Annotated in this window: 12 protein-coding genes; 7 read left to right on the top strand and 5 right to left on the bottom strand. The window is 71.2% G+C overall.

Going from position 1 to position 17,967, the window contains the following annotated elements; all coding sequences use genetic code 11:
* From TsocGM_RS26160 to aroE, 3 genes are all read left to right on the top strand, one after another.
* Positions 1-935, top strand: a 935-nt coding sequence (locus TsocGM_RS26160) for a hypothetical protein (RefSeq protein WP_158633631.1), incomplete at its 5' end; no start/stop codon positions are given.
* Positions 936-1,294: 359 nt separating this feature from the next.
* Positions 1,295-3,280, top strand: a complete 1,986-nt coding sequence (gene mutL / locus TsocGM_RS19000) for a DNA mismatch repair endonuclease MutL (RefSeq protein WP_126727045.1) — start codon at positions 1,295-1,297, stop codon at positions 3,278-3,280.
* Between the two features lie 237 nt (positions 3,281-3,517).
* Positions 3,518-5,014, top strand: coding sequence for a shikimate dehydrogenase (gene aroE, locus TsocGM_RS19005; RefSeq protein WP_126727046.1), 1,497 nt, complete (start codon positions 3,518-3,520; stop codon positions 5,012-5,014).
* A 34-nt stretch (positions 5,015-5,048) separates the two neighbouring features.
* Here aroE and TsocGM_RS19010 read toward each other — a convergent pair whose 3' ends face one another.
* The 4 genes from TsocGM_RS19010 to TsocGM_RS19025 all read right to left on the bottom strand — a co-directional run bounded on the left by TsocGM_RS19010 (position 5,049) and on the right by TsocGM_RS19025 (position 12,458).
* Positions 5,049-7,613 carry a YfhO family protein gene (locus TsocGM_RS19010; RefSeq protein ID WP_233579028.1) on the bottom strand — a complete coding sequence of 855 codons (2,565 nt, stop codon included), beginning with the start codon at positions 7,611-7,613 and terminating at the stop codon, positions 5,049-5,051.
* A gap of 18 nt (positions 7,614-7,631) precedes the next feature.
* Positions 7,632-9,260, bottom strand: a complete 1,629-nt coding sequence (locus TsocGM_RS19015) for a hypothetical protein (RefSeq protein ID WP_126727047.1) — start codon at positions 9,258-9,260, stop codon at positions 7,632-7,634.
* Positions 9,261-9,404: 144 nt separating this feature from the next.
* Positions 9,405-10,625, bottom strand: coding sequence for a hypothetical protein (locus tag TsocGM_RS19020; protein ID WP_126727048.1), 1,221 nt, complete (start codon positions 10,623-10,625; stop codon positions 9,405-9,407).
* 39 nt (positions 10,626-10,664) lie between these two features.
* On the bottom strand, positions 10,665-12,458 hold the full coding sequence (locus TsocGM_RS19025) for a TIGR03960 family B12-binding radical SAM protein (RefSeq protein ID WP_126727083.1): 1,794 nt from the start codon (positions 12,456-12,458) through the stop codon (positions 10,665-10,667).
* A 499-nt stretch (positions 12,459-12,957) separates the two neighbouring features.
* On the opposite strand from TsocGM_RS19025, the gene TsocGM_RS26165 reads away from it, so the two are divergent.
* Positions 12,958-13,131 (top strand): hypothetical protein, encoded by a 174-nt coding sequence (locus TsocGM_RS26165; RefSeq protein WP_158633632.1) that lies wholly within the window; start codon positions 12,958-12,960, stop codon positions 13,129-13,131.
* A 24-nt stretch (positions 13,132-13,155) separates the two neighbouring features.
* On the top strand, positions 13,156-14,211 hold the full coding sequence (gene pdxA / locus TsocGM_RS19030; protein WP_233579031.1) for a 4-hydroxythreonine-4-phosphate dehydrogenase PdxA: 1,056 nt from the start codon (positions 13,156-13,158) through the stop codon (positions 14,209-14,211).
* On the opposite strand, the gene TsocGM_RS19035 is transcribed toward pdxA, so the two are convergent.
* Positions 14,208-15,467 (bottom strand): hypothetical protein, encoded by a 1,260-nt coding sequence (locus tag TsocGM_RS19035; protein WP_126727049.1) that lies wholly within the window; start codon positions 15,465-15,467, stop codon positions 14,208-14,210. The two genes, pdxA and TsocGM_RS19035, sit on opposite strands and share 4 nt — an antisense overlap.
* A gap of 307 nt (positions 15,468-15,774) precedes the next feature.
* Between TsocGM_RS19035 and TsocGM_RS19040 the strand changes: the two genes are divergently transcribed.
* Both TsocGM_RS19040 and rdgB read left to right on the top strand, forming a co-directional pair.
* Positions 15,775-17,061 carry a hypothetical protein gene (locus tag TsocGM_RS19040; RefSeq protein WP_126727050.1) on the top strand — a complete coding sequence of 429 codons (1,287 nt, stop codon included), beginning with the start codon at positions 15,775-15,777 and terminating at the stop codon, positions 17,059-17,061.
* 204 nt (positions 17,062-17,265) lie between these two features.
* Positions 17,266-17,922, top strand: a complete 657-nt coding sequence (gene rdgB / locus TsocGM_RS19045) for an RdgB/HAM1 family non-canonical purine NTP pyrophosphatase (RefSeq protein ID WP_126727051.1) — start codon at positions 17,266-17,268, stop codon at positions 17,920-17,922.
* The last annotated feature ends 45 nt before the right edge of the window (positions 17,923-17,967 follow it).

The following is a 17,967-nucleotide window of genomic DNA, read 5'->3' on the forward strand; positions in this document are numbered from 1 at the left end:
AGGCGACGGCGTTCGGCTGCGACTGGCTGATCCGGCATTGGCGGCGGCTGGATAGTCAGATTCGCCTGGGCTCGCGCTGGGACGGGCGCGATCGGGCGTGGGCGATGGCGATGTTCGGGCTGCCCGGGGGGCCTCCGGGACCAGACGCGGCAGAGGACGCGAAGACGCTCTGGACCCTGGCCGTCTCGGTCGGTTCCGCGGAACCCAGCGCGTTCGGTGCCTCCGCCCTGCGAGTGGGCCCCTCGGAGGCGGAGAACGCTCCCGCCCAGACCGATCCGGACGCCATCCGAGCGGCCTTGCGCGCGGTCATCGCTCGGCAGATCGAGCGCTTGCGAGCGCTCCGAGACGCCTCGTGGCGCGAGGTGGAGGGGCCGGAGCGCGCCGCGGTCGCCCGCCGCGCCGCGGCGGCGGATACGTCGCAGGAGGGGCAGCTGCGGCATCGGTACGAGTCGGCGGCCGACCGGGCCTGCCTGGCGGCGATTCGGCTCTTCCTGAACCTGCGGGATCGCCGCCGTCGGGAGTTGCTGGCGATTGCCAGGGAAGCGGCGGAGATCGGGGAGACGCCCCGGGCCCCGGTTGGGGGAGGGTGGTGGCGGGAGGTTGATTCCGACCCCGCGCCGCCGGGGTTCGTCCGCGATCCGGCCCCGGCGACCCTCGCCGAGACCGTTCCGACAACGGAGCGAAGCCAACCAGACCATGCGGAGGAGAGCGATTCGTCGTCGGAAGCCACGACGAATCAGGAGGTTGAGTCGAAGGGTCGGGGGCCGGTCCCTCCGCTTCGGCGCGCGCACCGGTTCGATCCGAGACGGGGGATCACGGCCCGAGGAAACGGCGCGATCGGCGTTGAGCGCGGCGACGAAGCGTCCAGGAGCAGGACCGCCCCCGACCCAGGAGGCTCCGTTCCCCCCTGCCAACGTCTTCTCGAGTCCAGGTGATCCCGATTCCGAGCGACGCAACAGGTTGCGGCCCCAGAGAGTGGGGTCGTGTCGTCCCCGGTCCCGGCAGGGGTTTGATCGGGAGGCCGCCCCGAGCCCGGCCTGGCCAACCATCGAGCCGTCACCGATGGGAGAACCCGGGCAAGAACCCCTCGCTCGTCCCGGCTCGGGCCCTCCCGAGTTCGAGGACGATCGGCGCCCCGGGCCCGGAACGCGGGAAGGCTCGCGTCTTGAACCGTCCGAAGGGCCGAACCGATCGTCCGGCTCAACCGTCCCCGTCGGACTCCCGTTCGTCATCGATCTGTACAAAGAGTCACAGTGTATAATGGCGGGAGACGAACGGGAGAGGAGGGGTGTCGATGGGAGTGATCCGGGAACTGCCGACGTCGGTCGTCAACCAGATCGCCGCGGGCGAGGTGGTGGAGCGGCCGGCGAGCGTGGTCAAGGAGTTGCTGGAGAACGCCATCGACGCGGGAGCGACGCGGGTGGAGCTGGCCGTGGAGCGCGGGGGGAAGGATCTCATCCGGGTGGCCGACGATGGCTGCGGCATCGCCCGGGAGGATCTGCCGCTGGCCTTCCGCCCGCATGCGACGAGCAAGCTCCGAGAGGCCGAGCAGCTGCACCACGTCCGCACCCTGGGTTTTCGAGGGGAGGCGCTGGCCGCGATCGCCGAGGTGTCCCGAGTCCGGTGTCAGTCCCGCACCGCCGCCACCGAGGTCGGCGCCGAGCTGCTGATCGAGGGGGGCGTTCCGGCCGAGATCCGGGACTGCGGAGGCCCGGTCGGCACCGTGTTCGAGGTCCGCAACCTCTTCTTCAACACCCCCGTCCGCCGCTCCTTCCTCAAGAGCGACACGACCGAGGCCGGCCACGTCGCCGAGATGTTCACCCGGATCGCCCTGGCGCATCCCACCCTCCACCTGACCTTCCGGTCCGGCTCCAAGACGCTTTACGACCTGCCTCCCGTCACCGGCCTGAAGGACCGCGTCGCCGTCTTCTTCGGCCGGGAGCTGGCCGAGTCGCTGCTGTGGGTCGAGAGCGAGGTCGACGGCATCCACCTCTGGGGATACGTCGCCCACCCGTCGCAGAGCCGGTCCAGCGCCAAGGGCCAGTACCTCTTCGTCGGCGGCCGATACGTCCGAGACCGCTCGCTTGGCCACGCGCTCTCCGAGGCGTACCGCGGCCTGCTCATGGTCGGCCGGGTCCCGGTCGCCTTCCTCCACCTGGAGCTTCCCCCCGAGGAGGTGGACGTGAACGTCCACCCCACCAAGGTCGAGGTCCGGTTTCGGGACTCCCAGCGCATCTACGGTCAGCTCCTGCGGACGGTCCGCCAGACCTTCCTCACCAGCGACCTGCACGGCCGACTCCAGGCCCCCTCCTCCCGCCCCGATCCCTCTCCTCCCGGCCCCCTCGAGGGGAACGCTCTGGCTCGGGGAGGGTCGGAGGACTTCGCCCTCCGCCCCGGCCCGACCGACCGCCAGATGGTCGCCTCCTGGTTCCCCCCCCCCTCGACGACCGGATCGCCCCCCTCATCCTCCCCGATCGCCGACCTCCCCCGCCGGGAGGAGCCCGAGTGGGCCAAGGCTCTTCCCCCCCGCCCCGATCCCTCGACCGGCCCGTCTCTCCGGTTCGACGAGTTCGGCGACCCGGTCTCCGAGGCCGAGCCCTCCCCCGGCTCCCCGACGCCGACCGAGCCCTCGACCGCCGAGCAGACCGCACCCGGGACCATCGAGGCCACTGCCTCCCGGGGCATCGAGGAGGGGGACCTCTCCCGCCTCCCCCCGCGGGCGATCCAGGTCCACGACAGCTACCTGATCGCCGAGACCGAGGACGGCATGGTCGTGATCGACCAGCACGCCCTGCACGAGCGGATCCTCTTCGAGGAGTTCAAGGACCGCGTCCGGCTCGGCGGAGTCGAGTCCCAGCGCCTGCTGGTCCCCGAGCCGGTCGAGCTGGGGGCCGACGAGGCGGCGGAGGTCCTCGATCGGCGAGAGGTCCTGGCCCGGCTCGGGCTGGAGGTCGAGCCCTTCGGCGGCGGCACGGTACTGGTCGGCAGCGTGCCGGCCATGCTCGGGGCCGTCTCCCCGTCCCGGTTGCTCCGGGACCTGGCCGAACAGCTTGTCGGCCGCCCCGTCCCCCCCTCGGCCGACGCCGTGCTCAACGACGTCCTCAGCCTGATGGCCTGCAAGGCGGCCGTGAAGGCCGGCCAGCGCCTCTCCCCCGACGAGATCGCCGCCCTGCTCTCCCGACGCCACCTGGTCACCGACGCCCACCACTGCCCCCACGGCCGCCCCACCGCTCTGGTCTTCACCAAGCAGGAACTGGAGAAGCAATTCGGCCGCGTCTGATCCCCCGGACCCCGCGGGCCCGCAGCCGATCCGAGCGTTCCTCGCTCCGGGCATTGCCATCAGCCATCAGTTATCCGCCATGTTCATTCCCCTCCCCCCGCTTCCTCGCCCGCTCGCTCGCTCGTATCCTGGAGGAATCTTCATCACCGTCGGCATCCGGGCGCGACCATCCCCGCCGCCCAGGCCGATCCTCGTGTTGAGCGACCGATCGTCCCGATTGCCCTGGAGCCTCTCCCGATGATCTGCGTCACCCTCGGCCGAGGCCGACACCGCACGCTCCTGGAGGAGTGGAAGCAGGCCGCCGAGGCCGGCGCCGAGCTGGTCGAGCTGCGCGTCGATTGCCTCCGCAGCGAAATCAACCTCAAGCGCCTCCTGAGCGACCGCCCCACCCCACTGGTCTTCACCATCCGGCGCGGAGCCGACGGCGGCCTCTGGCGCGGCAACGAGGAGAAACGCCTGCTCCTGATTCGGGAGGCGATCGTCGCCGGTGTCGACTACGTCGACCTGGAGGTCGACATCGCCCGGTCGATCCCCCGCTTCGGCAAGACCAAGCGGATCGTCAGCTACCACAATTTTCGGGAAACTCCCGAGGATCTCGACGCGATCGTCGCGCAGGCCCGCGAGGCCAACGCCGACATTGTGAAGATCGCGACCATGGCCAAGACCGTTTCCGACGCCTCCCGGGTGCTGGAGACCGCCGCCCGGTCCTCCGAGTCAGTGCCGACGATCGGGCTGGCGATGGGCCCGCTCGGCGTCTTCACCCGGATCCTCGGCCGCAAGTACGGCGCCCCCTTCACCTACGCCGGCTTCAACCCCGAGCGCACCTTCGCCCCGGGGATGCTCAGCTTCGACGAGCTCCGCCGCGACTACGCCTACAACCGCATCACCAAAGATTCGCTCGTCTATGCCGTCATCGGCGACCCCATCGCCCACAGCCTCAGCCCGGCGGTCCACAACGCCGCCTTCCAGAAACTCGGCCTGCACGCGGTCTACGTCCCGCTGCTGATTCCTAGCGGCAAGCTCCGGCCGTCGCTGGAGACGCTCTCCTGGCTCGACCTCCGAGGCCTGAGCGTCACCATCCCGCACAAAGAGGCGATCCTTCCGATGCTCAAGCAGGTCGACGGCGCCGTCGAGCGGCTGAAGGCCTGCAACACCGTCGTCATCAAGGACGGGGTCTGGACCGGCCACAACACCGACTACCACGCCGCGCTGGGGGTGCTGGAAGAGGCCGTTGGCGGCTCCCCCGGTGATGAGAACAGCGTATTGGTGGACAAGCAAGTGCTCATTCTTGGAGCTGGCGGCGTCGCCCGAACGATCGCTTACGGCCTGGTTCGTCGGGGCGCCGGTGTCGCCCTGACCAACCGCGACGACGAGCGCGCCGCCCGAGTCGCGTCCGAGATCGGCTGCCGGCACGTCTCCTGGGCCGCCCGGGCGAGCACCCCCTGCGACATCCTGATCAACGGAACCCCCGTCGGCATGTACCCCAACCTGGACGAAACCCCCGTCCCCCCCGCCGCCTTCCGCGCCGGGATGGTCGCCTTCGACACGATCTACCACCCCGAGAACACGATGTTCCTGAAGCTCGCCCGCGAACGGGAGTGCAAGACAGTGTCTGGTGTGGATATGTTCGTGCGTCAGGCCGCGCTTCAGTTCACGCTGTTCACCGGGCGGGAGGCCCCGGTGGAGGTCATGCGCGAGGCGGTCGCGCGCAAGCTTGGCGTGACGAGGGACTGAGCCGTCTGGTCGGGGCCTTGCCGGCTCGGCTCGCTCATCGAGGGCCGGCGATCGGCTCCCGCTGCATCGCCTCCAGGCCCGCCCCCCAGGTGAAGCCGTGGAGGCCCTCCGACCACCTCGGATGCACCCCGACTCCCCCCGGCCCGACGGAGACCGCTGACCCCGCGACGATCCCCCCCGCCACCAGCAGCATCCCCCAGGGCCACCAGCCTGGCCATCCCAGGAGGCCGTGCCCCGGCCCCGGCGAGGCCACCCGACGGCGGGCGAGGAGCATCCCCAACGCCACGAGGGCGCCCACGATCGAGACCGCCAGCCCCAGCCGGAACCCGGCCGGGCGGTACTGAAACTCGACCACATGCTCCCCCTTCTCCAGAAAGACCGCTCGGAAGTTCACGAACGCCGGCCGGATCGCCGCCGGCTCCCCGTCCACGGTCGCCGACCAGCCCGGATCGAAGGTGTCGGCCACCACCAGGTAGGCGTCCCCGTCCGATCGGGTCCGGATCACCAGCCGCTCCGGCCGCTCCTCGACCAGCTCCGCGACTCCCGACGCCTCGGCGTCGGGGGCCAGCGGCCGATCGGGGTCCTCGACCACCACCCGATCCCGGATCTCCTCCCCGAGCCGGACCAGCGCCGCCACCGCCTCGTCCTCGTCCGAGGAGTACTCCGGCCGTCCCATCAGCCGGACCCTAGGCAGAGGCTCGGGATTGGTGAATACATATGCCGTCCCGATCATCTCCGCCGGGGGCCAGTCGGCGATCCGGCCGGGATAGCCGCTCAGGATGTGCGAGGCCCCCGCCACCGCCGCCTGCTGCGGATTGCCGTTGGTCGCATCCATGAACCGCTTCCAGCGGGTGGGGATCATCGGCGTCTCCCCCATCACCGACCTCATCCCGAACACCGGCGGCAGGCTCCAGGCCAGCGTGTCGCGCACGGCCATGAAGTCGATCTCCGTCGAGGCGTACCCGGGCTCCCCGGCCGAGAACCGGGCGAACCCGATCACCCGCTGGTGCTCCGGATCCGCCTGGATGGCCTCGGCACTGGCCGGCGGTTTGGTCCAGTAGGCCGGGTCGATTGTGGCGACATCGTGCCAGTGCGACCCCAGCAGGTCGGCGATCACCACCAGGGGCAAGCCCGCCGCGACAGCTGCCCGGAGCCGTCCGGAGGTCCTCGCCGCCGTCGCCGCCAGGGCCAGGCCAATCGCCGTCAGGGTTGCCGTCCGGAGCCCCGCCTCGATCAGCTCCTCGCCCAGCCACCGATAGCGGTCCTGGTGGTACGGCTTCGGCCAGGGATCGGGCACCTGGAACGCCGGGGCGTAGACGACCAGCATGATCGGGACCGAGGCGGCCACCAGCGCCGCCAGGGTCAGCACCGCCCACCGCAGCCGAACCGCCCCCGGCCTGGCCAGGCGATCGGTTCCGATGGCCGCCAGCGCCGCCACGGCCAGCGACACCCACAGGTGGAACCGCACCGGGATCCGGGAACTCCCCAGCACCGGGATCTCGTGGGCATGGTCGAGCAGGATCGTGAACCGGCCCAGCATCAGCAGGAATCCCACCGTCGCCAGAATCGGCCAGAAGGCCCCCCACCGGTCTCGGCGGCCCGCCAGCCCGAGGACCGCCAGGCCCAGGCCAAGGACGCTCATGTATGTGTTCATCTCATGGTACGGGTAGAACCCGTCCATCCAGTCCGTGTCCCGGGCTCTCGTGCCGTAAGCCTCCCTGAGGACGAGCGTCGGCAGCAGCTCCGGGCTCCACGAGCCGTAAGTCAGGCCCTCCCACGTCAGGCCCTCGGCCCGGGGGGAGCGATCGAGCAGCTCCTTGGACGGGATCCACTGCACGGCCGACAGGCCCGCCCCCAGCACGGGGATCGCCGCCGCCGCCCCCAGGGCGAACAGCCGGTTCCGGGCGCCCCGCTCGATCCCCGCCCGATACGCCCCATACGCTCCGATCAGCAGGCTTGTCAGAAGGAAGTCCTGCAAGTGCCCGGCGAAGATCTGGCAGGCCAGGGCCAGCGCCCCCAGCGCCACGCCTCGGAGCCGGCCGCCATCGCAGGCGCACTCCAGCCCCCAGACCGCCAGCGGGACGCTCACCATCGCGTTGACCATGCTCGTGTGGATCAGGTGCGCCCAGAGGAACCCGCTCAGGCCGAAGATCGCCGCCCCGGTCAGCGCGCCGGCCGGCCCGACATGCCTCCTCAGCCAGCCGAAGGCCCCCAGGCCCGTCAGCCAGACCGACAGCACCGTGTCCAGGCCGAAGGCCTGCCAGGTCTCCAGCCAGGGGTAGAGCAGGTACTTCAATGGATGCAGATATCCCGCCTGGCTTTCACTGTACAGCGGCATGCCGCAATACAGGCCTGGGTGCCATCGCGAGAACCGCCCCGCCTTCAGCTCGTCGGCGAAGAAGTCGCGGTACGGCAGGTTGATTTCCGTCACATCGAAATAAAAGAGCGCGGCCTGAAGGGATACGAGGTCCCAGAAGAAGGCGGCGATCACCGCCGTCCAGGCGAACAGGGCCAGCGCATCTTTTTTTCCCCAGGGCGGGGGGGCCGGGAACCAGTTCAGGAAGGGGTTCCGATCGGCTTCGGTTGGTGCGGTCGCCACGGTCGGGAGTGCTCGGCGTCAGGGGAAGAGAATCGAGAGCTGGTGCAACTCGCCGGGGTCGCGCCCCTCTCGGCGCCACGACTCGGCGAGCATCGCCCGCCAGTCCCCGGTCGGGTCGAGGACCAGCAGCGCCCCTCGGCCCGGGCCGAGGCCGCTCGACCAGCCCTCGAACCGGTTCGGGTAGGTGGGGAACGGCACGCCGACCACCCTCCCCCCGGAGAGGAAGGCGGCGCGGTAGACGTCCCAGTAGTCGCCATACAGGTGCGACGCGCCGGGGGGCAGCGGGATCTCAACCCGTCGAGCGGACGAGGAGCCGGGAACCTGGGCGATCGCGGTCACGGTCGCCGTTCCGTTGGGTTGATCTTCCGGGCCGACCCCCAGCCAGCCGAGCCCGTCGTACCAGGCGAGGACGCTGCCGGTCGACGCCACCGCCAGGCCGATCGCCAGCCCCGCCGCCAGGAGCCGCCCGGCGATCCCCCGCCGGGACAGCGACTCGGCCAGCAGCCCGAATCCCAGGGACCAGGGGACGAGGAGGTAGATCAGATAGCGATAATTGTCCGAATTGAAGATGTTCCGATTGATCAGGAATGCCGAGACGATCAGCCCCGCCGAGGCCAGGCTCGCGATCGCGGCCAGCCGCCCACCTCCCCCTCCCCGCCTCACCTCGACCTGGAGGCGAGCCAGCGACGCGGCGAACAGGCCGAGCGTCAGCGCCGAGACGATCCCGGCGAGGGGAGCCGGGAGCCCGGACCGCTCCAGGAGGCGGGCGGGCCGGCCGTTGGGCGTGAGGGCCTCCGGCGTCGCTCTCAGCTCGGGCAACTCGTACCCCGAAATCTGCCGGGGCAGGCACTCCAGGCCGAGGATGCGGGCGTGCTCGGCGATCACGTCGGGACGGAAGATCGGGGCGAACTGCTCGCCGTACGGGTCATACGGGTCGACCCGACGGCCGATCTCCCCCGGGGCCGCCCCGACCGCCAGCCCGACGGCGAACGCCATCGCCGTCGCGAGCCCGGCCTGCGACCACCCTCCCGATCGCCACGAGACGACCGCCGCCGGCGCCATCCCGAGCAACGTGAACAGGAACATCGCATCCAGATACAACCCGAGTCCGCACCAGAGGCCCAGCAGCATCGCCCGGACCGCCCCTCCCCGCGCCGCGATCGACACCAGGCCGAGCAGGGCGGCGGTGTGCCAGGCGAGCGTGAGCAGGTGGCCGCCGGTGATCCGGCCCGAGAGCCAGACGGTGCCGACGCTCGAGAAGACCAGGGGAGCGAGCGACCAGGCCGCCACTCCCGGACCGAACGCCCGACGGGCAAGGGCGAAGGTCGCCGCCACGACGAGCAGCCAGGCCACCGTTCCGCCGGCGACCAGCGCGATCGGTCCCGGTCCCCAGATCATCGCCTGGGGATACGAGAGCAGCACCGGGGGGATGCCGATGTGCGGCGTCCCCGGGTAGTGCCAGCGCCATCGGCCCTCGACCGCGTCGATGAGAGTAATCCCGTCAACGGCGAGGTCGCTGTCGATATGATCCCGGGCATGGAGGATCAGGGGAGCCCGCAGCGCCGCCGTCCAGGCCAGCCCGATCGCCAGCAGCAGCCAGGCCAGGCGGTCTCGTCTCGAGGAGGTCCGGGGCGGCGGGTCGGTCATGCGATCGGTGGTCGGGAACGAGGAGGCTGGGGGGAGAACGTCGGGATCGGGGCCCGGGCGGGCCGGGGAGATCGGACCGATCGCACCGGGATGGGGAGCAGGCGGCGGGAATCGAGCCCGAGGAGGGGATCCCGACCGCCGGGGTCAGGGGGGAGCGTGCCCGGGGCCGGTCCCTTCTCCGCGGTCGAGGCGGTGATCCAGGCGGTCGGGGCCGATCTCGGGCTCGGTGATCGTCTCGCCGAGGCGGAGGGTGGCCAGCACGGTTTCCCAGACCTCCCGGCATCGTCGGGCGTCGCTTTCCCAGTAGTCGAAGGTGATCAGCGGCTGGATCTCCCGGCATCGGGCGATGCAGGTGCGCGAGTAGGCCGGCCGGGCCTCGCTCGGGTCCATGAAGCGGATCTCGGACCAGGCGACCTCAAGCCGTCCTCGGCGGAAGGAGACGACCTCTCCCCGGTCGAGGACGAACCGGGCGTCGTCCTCCAGCAGCTTCTCGATGAGCGGCCTCAGGGGAAGGCTGCTCCAGTCCACCTCGGGGTTGAGGTGGAAGACGGTCATCTGGAGCGTGCAGTCGTCGTCGGGGGGCAGGCGGTCGTGGAGCCGGATCGACCCCGTCTCGGCCGGCACGATGACCCAGTCCTCGGGGTAGTCGAACCGGACGGCGCCGCGGTCAGCGACGAGGACGTTGTACCCTGGCCGGGCGAGCCCGCCGTGGCCCTCCTCGAGCTGGAGCGTCTTCTTCTCCCATTCGGCCATCGCGGGCGTGCTCCGAGGGGGGGAGGGGCGGTCGCCGCCCCGGGCGAAGGACTCGGCGGCGGGGGTGCGGGAGCCGGGCGGTTGGGGGGGGGCCTCGATGGCCTGGCCGCCGAGGGGGGCGGCCGGGGAGAGGGCCCCGGGCCGGTCGATCCCAGGCGATCGCTCCTCCGGGCCGAGGCCCCAGCCCCTCGGCGTCCCGGCGCCGGGGCGATCGGCGGCCGTTCTTCCCATCTTGCCGGGCCGGTCGCTCGGGGAATCGACCTCGACGTCGAGATCCCTCTCGATCGGCGGCGATGGCCCGCCGACCTGGTTTCCTTGCCGCCGGGCGTTTCGGAAACGGAACGCGGCGCCGCCTCGAACCGGACCGGGAGCCCGATCGGTCATGACGGCAGGGGAGCGGCTTCGGCCGGAGGAGGGGCCGGTCCCGGGCTCGATGGCGCCCGGGGAGCGCGTCCCGTTCCCGGGGACGAGGCCGATGACGGCGTCGGGAGGCGTCGACGCGAGGATCTCCCTCCGGCAGGGGCTGAGCCTCCCCTTGCCGGGGGCCTTCTCCGAGGACTCCTCGGGAGAGCGGGGCTCGGGCTCCGTCGGGGGCGTCGCCTCGGTGGCCATCGATCGTCTCCTGAGGAGCGGGGAGGAGGACGGGGGAGCTCAGACGGCTCCGGCCATGGCCTCAAGCTGGACGACGGAGCGCCCCTGTTCCTTGGCCAGGTAGTCTCGGCCCTTCTTGATGCGGATGAGGTCCCAGGGGAGCACCTCGTCGACTCCCCGGGTGCGGTGGACATAGAAGTCGAGGTCGACGCCGAGGTCCTCGAAGGTCTGCCACCAGAGCTGCGGGTTGAAGTGCTCTCGCCAGGCGTCGAGCCGGGCTCCCCGTCGCCAGGCTTCCTCCAGGGCGGGGGCCAGCCGGCGGTCTCCCCGGGTGAGGACGCCTTCGAGCAGGCTGGTCTCGATGTCGTGGCACTTGATGCGGACCGATCGCAGCGACACCTTCGCCTTGAGATAGCGGTGGGCCCACTCGAAGTACTCTCGGCGCCTCATGCCGTTCCACTGGTACGGCGTGGCCGACTTGGGCACGAAGTTGGAGACGCTGGCCGTCACGTCGGCGAAGCGGCCGGTCTCCTCCTTGCCGATCCGGGAGATGGTCTCGGCCATCTCGACGATGCCGTCGAGGTCGACCGGGCGCTCGCCGGGAAGGCCGCACATGAAGTAGAGCTTGACCTTGCGCCAGCCTCGGCGGAAGGCCTCTCGGCAGCCGTCGTAGAGGTCCTGGTTCTTGACGGGTTTGCGGATCTGCTCGCGCATGTCGTCCCGGGCGACCTCGGGGGCGAGGGTCAGGCCCGATCGCCGGCCTTCCTGAAGCAGGGCCGGGATTTTCTTGAGCATCTCGGTGATCCGAAGGCTGGGCAGGGAGATCTTCACGCCCAGCGGGGTGAAGACCTCGCTCATCCGGGTGACCAGCTCCTCGAACCGGGGGTAGTCGCTGGTCGAGAGGGAGAGCAGGCTGATCTCGTCGTAGCCGGTGTTCTTGTACGTTTCCAGGGCCGCCGAGACGATGGTTTCAACGGTGCGGTATCGCAGCGGCCGCTTGATGGTCGTGCTCTGGCAGAAGCGGCACTGCCAGGGACAGCCGCGCATGATCTCGATGGCGATGCGGTCGTGCGCCGTCTGGACGAAGGGGACGACCGGACGGGTCGGCAGCGGGGAGGCGTCGAGGTCGGTCTCGACGCACTGCCGGATCGACTCGGGGACGTCGTCCCGGGTGCGGACGGTGTCGATCTGGATTCCTTGATCGTTGTAGATCGGCTCGTAGAAGCGGGGGACGTAGGCCCAGTCGACCTGGGAGGCGATCGCCGCGAGCTTGTCCTCCCGGCTTTTCCCGGACCCTTGCATCGCCTTCCACTGCTCGCAGAGGAAGGGGAGGCTGGGCTCGCCGTCGCCGAGGACGAACAGATCGATGAACGGGGCGATGACCTCGGGGTTCTGGCCGCCGGGGCCGCCGGCGACGACCAGGGTGTCGTCGGGGCCTCGGTCCTCGGCGTGCAGGGGGATGCCGCCGAGGTCGAGCATGGTGAGGATGTTCGAGTAGCTGATCTCGTACTGGAGGGTGAAGCCGAGCACGTCGAAGCGGTGCAGCGGCGTGAAGGTCTCCAGGCCGTAGAGGGGGAGGCCGTGATTTCGGAGGGCGGCCTCGAAGTCGGGCAAGGGAGCGAAGACACGCTCGCAGGCCCAGCCGGAGGCGTTCATGATGCTGTACAGGACCTGGAGCCCGTGGTGGCTCATACCCATCGCGTAGGTGTCGGGGAAGGCGATGCAGACCGATCCCCGGGCCTCGCGGTGGTCCTTGCGAACGCTGTGCAGCTCGCCGCCGAGATACTGGGCGGGCATCTGCACGTTGGGCAGGATCCGGGCGGTGACGAGGTCTTTCAGGGCCGAGTTCAGCATGGTGGTCCGGCTTCGCAACGGTCCGGGCCTCGAGGTCTTGCCCTCGGGCGGGGGTCAAACCGGGAACGGAGGTGCGGCGCTCGGGATGGGGCGGGGCCCGGTCGGCCGTGGTGCTCCCGATCATCATACCCGAATGGGCCGGGAATGGGACAGCTCCGGAGCCCGGAGTCGTTCCGTCCGGGGTCGAGTTCACCCGGCTCGTCGGGAGGATCGGGGGCGTGGATCGACGGTTCGAGCGAAGAGCGCGGAGGCGATGCTCGGCGTTCCGTCTTTTCGGGAGACGAGAACGCCGGAGCCTCGGACGATGATCTCCGAGGCCGATCCCGAGCTTCCCGGCCTGGCCGGAGGCGGTCCCGAAGGGCCCGGGGCCCCTGCCCTGCCCCGGGAGAAGCCGTCGCCGGGGACGGGGAGGGCCTCTATGATGGGAGCGGGGGCCGATCGGGAGGATCGGCCGGGAGGGATCGAGGCGATTCGAGGGCACTGGGGGAGGGTCGGCATCATGATCCGACTGACCGTGATCGGGGTCGCGCTGCTGGTCGCGGCCGGCTGCGAGGACCAGGCCGATCGGACCCCGACGGCCGAGCCGGTCGAGTACGCCGACCCGGTCGAGGCGGCCGGGGACGAGGGGCCGATCCCGACCGGCCCCGAGCCTCGCCGGATCGAGACGCACTGAACACCCTGAGGGGAGCGGACGCCCGTGGCGGACGATCGGCCGACGGTGGCCCTGACGATGGGGGACGTGGCGGGGATTGGCCCGGCGGTGATCGCCAGGGCTTGGGCCGGCTCCAGGCTGCTGGAACTGGCCCGGCCCTTCGTCGTCGGCGATGCCGGGGTCCTGCGCCGGGAGGTGTCGAGGAGCGGGGCCAAACAGGAGGTCCGGCCGATCCGGGAGCCCGAGGAGGCGGCGCCGGGAGCAGGGATCATCCCCTGCCTGGAGGTGCCGGGGGTCGACGTGCTTGGGGTGCCGGAGGGGGAGGTCGATCCGAGGGCGGGCCGGGCGTCGTTCGCGTTCCTGGTCCGGGCGATCGACCTGGCGATGGCCGGTCGGGTGGATGCGATCACCACGCTGCCGATCAACAAGTTCTCGCTGCACGAGGCGGGTGTGCCCTTTCCGGGACACACGGAGATCCTGGCCGATCGCTGCGGGGCGACCAGGCACGCGATGATGCTCTACCTGCCCCCGGGGCCGGAGGCTCCCCTCGGGCTGGGGGTCGTCCACGCCACCCTGCACGTGGCGCTTCGGGAGGTCTTCCCCCTGCTGACGGTCGACTCGGTGTTGGAGAAGATCCTGCTGACGGACGAGGCGATGCGACCGCTCGTCGAGGGCGGTTCGCCCCGGATCGGCGTCGCCGGGCTGAACCCTCACGCCGGAGAAGGCGGGCTCTTCGGCGACGAGGAGCGGACGATCATCGGCCCGGCGATCGCCCGGGCGAGGGCCGAGGGGGTGCGGGTCGAGGGGCCGATCTCCGCCGATACCCTGTTCTCCCGGGCGCTGGAGGGGGCCTTCGAGGCGGTGGTGGTCATGTACCACGACCAGGGGCACGTGGCGCTGAAGACGATCGGCTTCTCCCGGGCGGTGAACGTGACGCTCGGGCTGCCGATCATCCGGACGAGCGTGGCGCACGGGACGGCCTTCGACCTGGTCGGCCGAGGGGAGCCGAGCACGTCGAGCCTGATCTCCGCGGTCTCGGTGGCGGCCCGGCTGGCGATCGGGAAGCGGGCCAGGCTGAGGGAAGGCCGGGGGGAGGGCTAGCGGCGAATCACCCGGATCTCCAGCCAGTCGGTGACGATCGGCCGGGGCCAGAGGGATCGGACGTCGGGATGCGCCCAGGCGGCTTCCGGGTCCGGCTCCAGGACGAATCGGGCCCGGTAGGAGCCGGCCCGATCCGGGCCTCGGGCCCCGTCGGGGGAGAGGACGCCGATCTCGTGCTGGTGGGGCTCCCCGGGAGAGGGCCCGGAGGAAGAGGCGAGGACGAGGGGAGCGGAGCCCTCCCAGCGGCCGGCGACCCCCTCGATCTCGAGGAAGACCCGGTGCGCCAGGTCGCAGGGGAGCGGGCCGTCGACCCAGATGCTCGGGGGCCGGTGGATCGCCAGGTCTGGGCCGAGGGGCAGAATGCCCCCGTCCGGGAGGCCCCGGGGAGGAGTGCCGTCGGGGGCGGTCGTCGGATCGGCGATCCGGGCTCGCACGAGGGAGGAGATCGCGGCGGCTCGATCCTCGTCGGGGGGCCCGAGGATCGAGTCGACGCGGAGGAGGGGGTCGAACTCGAAGCCGAACGGGACGTGGGGCAGGTCGACCTCCCAGGAGCTGGTCAGGCCGACGGTCCGGGCCCTCGCCTGGAAGACGAGCCGATGGGGGCCGTTCTCCGGAAAGTCGGCCGGCTCGATCGGCACTTGGGCGAGGATCGGGCCGGCCTTCCAGTCGCTGGGAACCTCCAGCGAGGCCCGACGAGAGCCGGCGACCCGGTACGACCATTCGATCTGCCCGGGGGAGATCCCCCCGATCGGGTGCTCCAGGAAGGGCAGCGCGCAGCGGACCTGAAGGGAGAACGGGCGAGCCAGGCCTCGGGGGTAGCGGCGGCGGCCCAGCCACCGGACCTCGACCCCTCGTGTCACGACAGCCTTCTCCTCCTCCGGGATCAGGTCGTCGGCCCCCCAGACGACGGCCAGCGCCCGGGCGGCGGCGGCCCGGATCTCGGGCGACTTGCCCTCTTCAAGCAGGCGGAAGAAGTCGATCAGCCCGGCCCTCCCGTGCTGGGAGGCGTCGATGATCTCCCCGGGGGAGACATCCGGGTCGGCCAGCCGATGCACCGCCCGGCGGGCCTTCAGGCCCAGCAACAGGCGGCGTCCTCCCCCGATGAGGACCGTGGCGCCGAGCACGACGAGGACCGCGGTGCTCGGATCCGACAGCCAGGCCCGTCGGCCCGCGTCGGGTTGCTTCCTGACTGTCGCCGCCGCCTGAGCGAGCAGTCCGAGGGCGTCCGTGAGGGCGTCGAGGAACCAGTCAGGCATGGGTTGCCATCTCCGACGGAGGGCCTCGGCGTTGCCGGGAAGGGGATCGAGTCGGGGAGAGCGTATTGTAGCGCGACCGGCAGGGGGCTCGTCAGGCCGCAGGGTGGCGGGAATCGCGGAGACTCGGCTGGGCAGGTCGGAGACGATCTGGTAGAACCCCGATTCGCACGTCCGCGCACCGGCCCACCTCGAGCGCCCTCCTCTCATCGAGCCGACGACCGAGGGAGCCCCGGAACAGCCCGGGAACCCTCGCCGCGCGACGATCGATGGCCGAACCCAGCGAACCCGTCAGGATGGGGGATCGCCGATGAAGACGGTGTTGTTCTCGACGAGCATGGCCCTGGCCCTGGCCGCGGTCGCCCCGGGGCCGGTGGTCGCCCAGGCCCCGGGGGGGACCCCCCGACGAGCCTCCCCAACCCCGGTGCCTGGCCCGCTGACCCGCCCGTTCGCCCCGGTGCCTTCGCAGCAGCCGACGCCGCCGGCCCCGGCACCGGCACCGATCACCTCGCAGGCCACCGGGGGCGGGGATGCGACCGAAGACGGCCAGGTGTTCCAGAATGGCGCGGTGCTGCCGGCCCCGGTCGACCCGGGCGAGGAGGGACCGCCGCCGAATCTGCCGAACGAGCCGCTGGAGCCGTACCTGCTGACCACCGACGCCGGCCCGTTCATGGTGGTCGTGCACACCTTCCGCGGGGACTTCGCCGTGCGGAAGGCCCAGGCGTTGGCGATCGAGCTGCGCCGGGAGTATCGCCTGCCGGCTTACGTCTGGTTCCTGAAGCTGAAGCCGGGCAACAGCAACATCCGGGGCATCCCGCCGACGGCCGAGCGAGGCGTGAACGCGGCGTACGTCGGCCCTCCGGAGTCGGATCGGGTGATCGACGAGGCGGTCGTGCTCGTGGGGAACTGCCCGACGATCGAGGACGCCGACGAGCTGAGGTCGGACGTCAAGAAGCTCAAGCCCCGGGCGACGGCCGACCATCACTCGATCTTCCCCTGGCGCAACGGCAAGGGGCTGGAGCGGGCCTTCATCACGACCAACCCGCTGCTGGCGGCGCAGGACCTGTATCCGGGCCGAGGCACCCACTCCGCCGCTCCGGCGCTGCCGGCGGGGGCGGTGGTCGACCCGGAGGTCCTGCGCTCGAAGTTCGTGCCGAAGGTCGACCCGCTGGTCGTCCGGCTGAACAAGGGGACGCCGCACAGCATCTACAAGTGCCCGGCGCCGTATTCGCTCGTGGTGGCCGAGTTCACCGGCCGCTCGGCGCTGGTGGGCGAGGACCCGTCGAAGATCGCCTTCCCCAAGCTGTTCGACGACAGCCCGCTGCGGACGGCCCACGAGGACGCCGAGAAGCTAGCGGCGACCCTGGCCAAGCACGAGGTGGTGCGCTCGCTCGGCGTGCAACCCTATGTGTATCATGACCGGACCTCCAGCCGGGTGCTGCTCGGCGGGTTCCAGTCGCCCAACGACCCGAGGCTGGAGCAGGTCCGGCAGGCCGCGATGACGATCGAGTACGAGACCAAGCGCGAGGGGGACACGGTCTTCCGCCAGCATCTCGCCCCGGCGGCGTCGGCCTTCCCTGTCCCCCGGCCGGAGTGATCGGGAGGCCTCGGGCCGAGATCGCCGGCCGGGCCGATCGGCCGAGCGATCTCGGGCCCAGCGGCCGGGCCGGGCCGGGCCGGGACCGGCATGGCCCCGGTCCCGACGACCGGGTTGGGAGCCTGGCGGAGGGGCCAGGCCCCCTCGGGCCGGGTCCGGGAACCCGGCCGAGACGTCGAGGATCAGAGACAGCGAGTCCTCCCCATGAGCGATGCCAGCCGCCGATCCGAGCCGTTCCCCGTCGTCCTGGCCACCCGGAACGTGAAGAAGGGCCGGGAGATGGTCGGGCTGATCGCCCCGCCTTGGGAGGAGAACCCGAGGCTGGCCCGGCTGGAGGTGCTGACGCTCGACGCCTTCCCCGACGCCCCCGAGGTGATCGAGGACGCGGAAACCTTCGCCGGCAACGCCCGGAAGAAGGCGTCGGAGACGGCTCGGGCCCTGGGGCGCTGGGTGCTGGCCGACGATTCCGGCCTGGCCGTCGACGCCCTGGGGGGGGCCCCCGGCGTCTACTCGGCCCGGTATGCCGGCCAGCACGGCGACGACGAGGCGAATAACCGCAAGCTGCTCGACGCCCTCCGCGACGTGCCGGACGACCGCCGGGGGGCCGCGTTCGTCTGCGCGCTGGCCCTGTCGGACCCGACGGGAGCGATCCGGCTCGAGGCGGACGGGGAGTGCCGGGGCCGGATCGCCCGGGAAGCCCGAGGAGGAGGCGGGTTCGGGTACGATCCGCTCTTTCTCATCCCGGAATATCACAAGACGTTCGGGGAGCTGAGCACGCTGGTGAAGCATCAACTGAGCCATCGCGCCCGGGCCTTCCAGCGGCTGAGGCCCGGGCTGGAGCGGATCCTGTCGGAGTCCTGAGAAGGGGCGCCGGCGAGCCGGAAGGGAGCGTGTTTCCGCCCGCCT

It is taken from the genome of Tautonia sociabilis, assembly GCF_003977685.1.
Taxonomy (GTDB): Bacteria; Planctomycetota; Planctomycetia; order Isosphaerales; family Isosphaeraceae; genus Tautonia; species Tautonia sociabilis.

Bases quoted from the DNA above. Each gene is read 5' to 3' on its own strand.
- mutL (WP_126727045.1), top strand. From the start codon at position 1,295: ATGGGAGTGATCCGGGAACTGCCGACGTCGGTCGTCAACCAGATCGCC.
- aroE (WP_126727046.1), top strand. From the start codon at position 3,518: ATGATCTGCGTCACCCTCGGCCGAGGCCGACACCGCACGCTCCTGGAG.
- TsocGM_RS19015 (WP_126727047.1), bottom strand. From the start codon at position 9,260: ATGACCGACCCGCCGCCCCGGACCTCCTCGAGACGAGACCGCCTGGCC.
- TsocGM_RS19020 (WP_126727048.1), bottom strand. From the start codon at position 10,625: ATGGCCACCGAGGCGACGCCCCCGACGGAGCCCGAGCCCCGCTCTCCC.
- TsocGM_RS19025 (WP_126727083.1), bottom strand. From the start codon at position 12,458: ATGCTGAACTCGGCCCTGAAAGACCTCGTCACCGCCCGGATCCTGCCC.
- TsocGM_RS26165 (WP_158633632.1), top strand. From the start codon at position 12,958: ATGATCCGACTGACCGTGATCGGGGTCGCGCTGCTGGTCGCGGCCGGC.
- TsocGM_RS19035 (WP_126727049.1), bottom strand. From the start codon at position 15,467: ATGCCTGACTGGTTCCTCGACGCCCTCACGGACGCCCTCGGACTGCTC.
- TsocGM_RS19040 (WP_126727050.1), top strand. From the start codon at position 15,775: ATGAAGACGGTGTTGTTCTCGACGAGCATGGCCCTGGCCCTGGCCGCG.
- rdgB (WP_126727051.1), top strand. From the start codon at position 17,266: ATGAGCGATGCCAGCCGCCGATCCGAGCCGTTCCCCGTCGTCCTGGCC.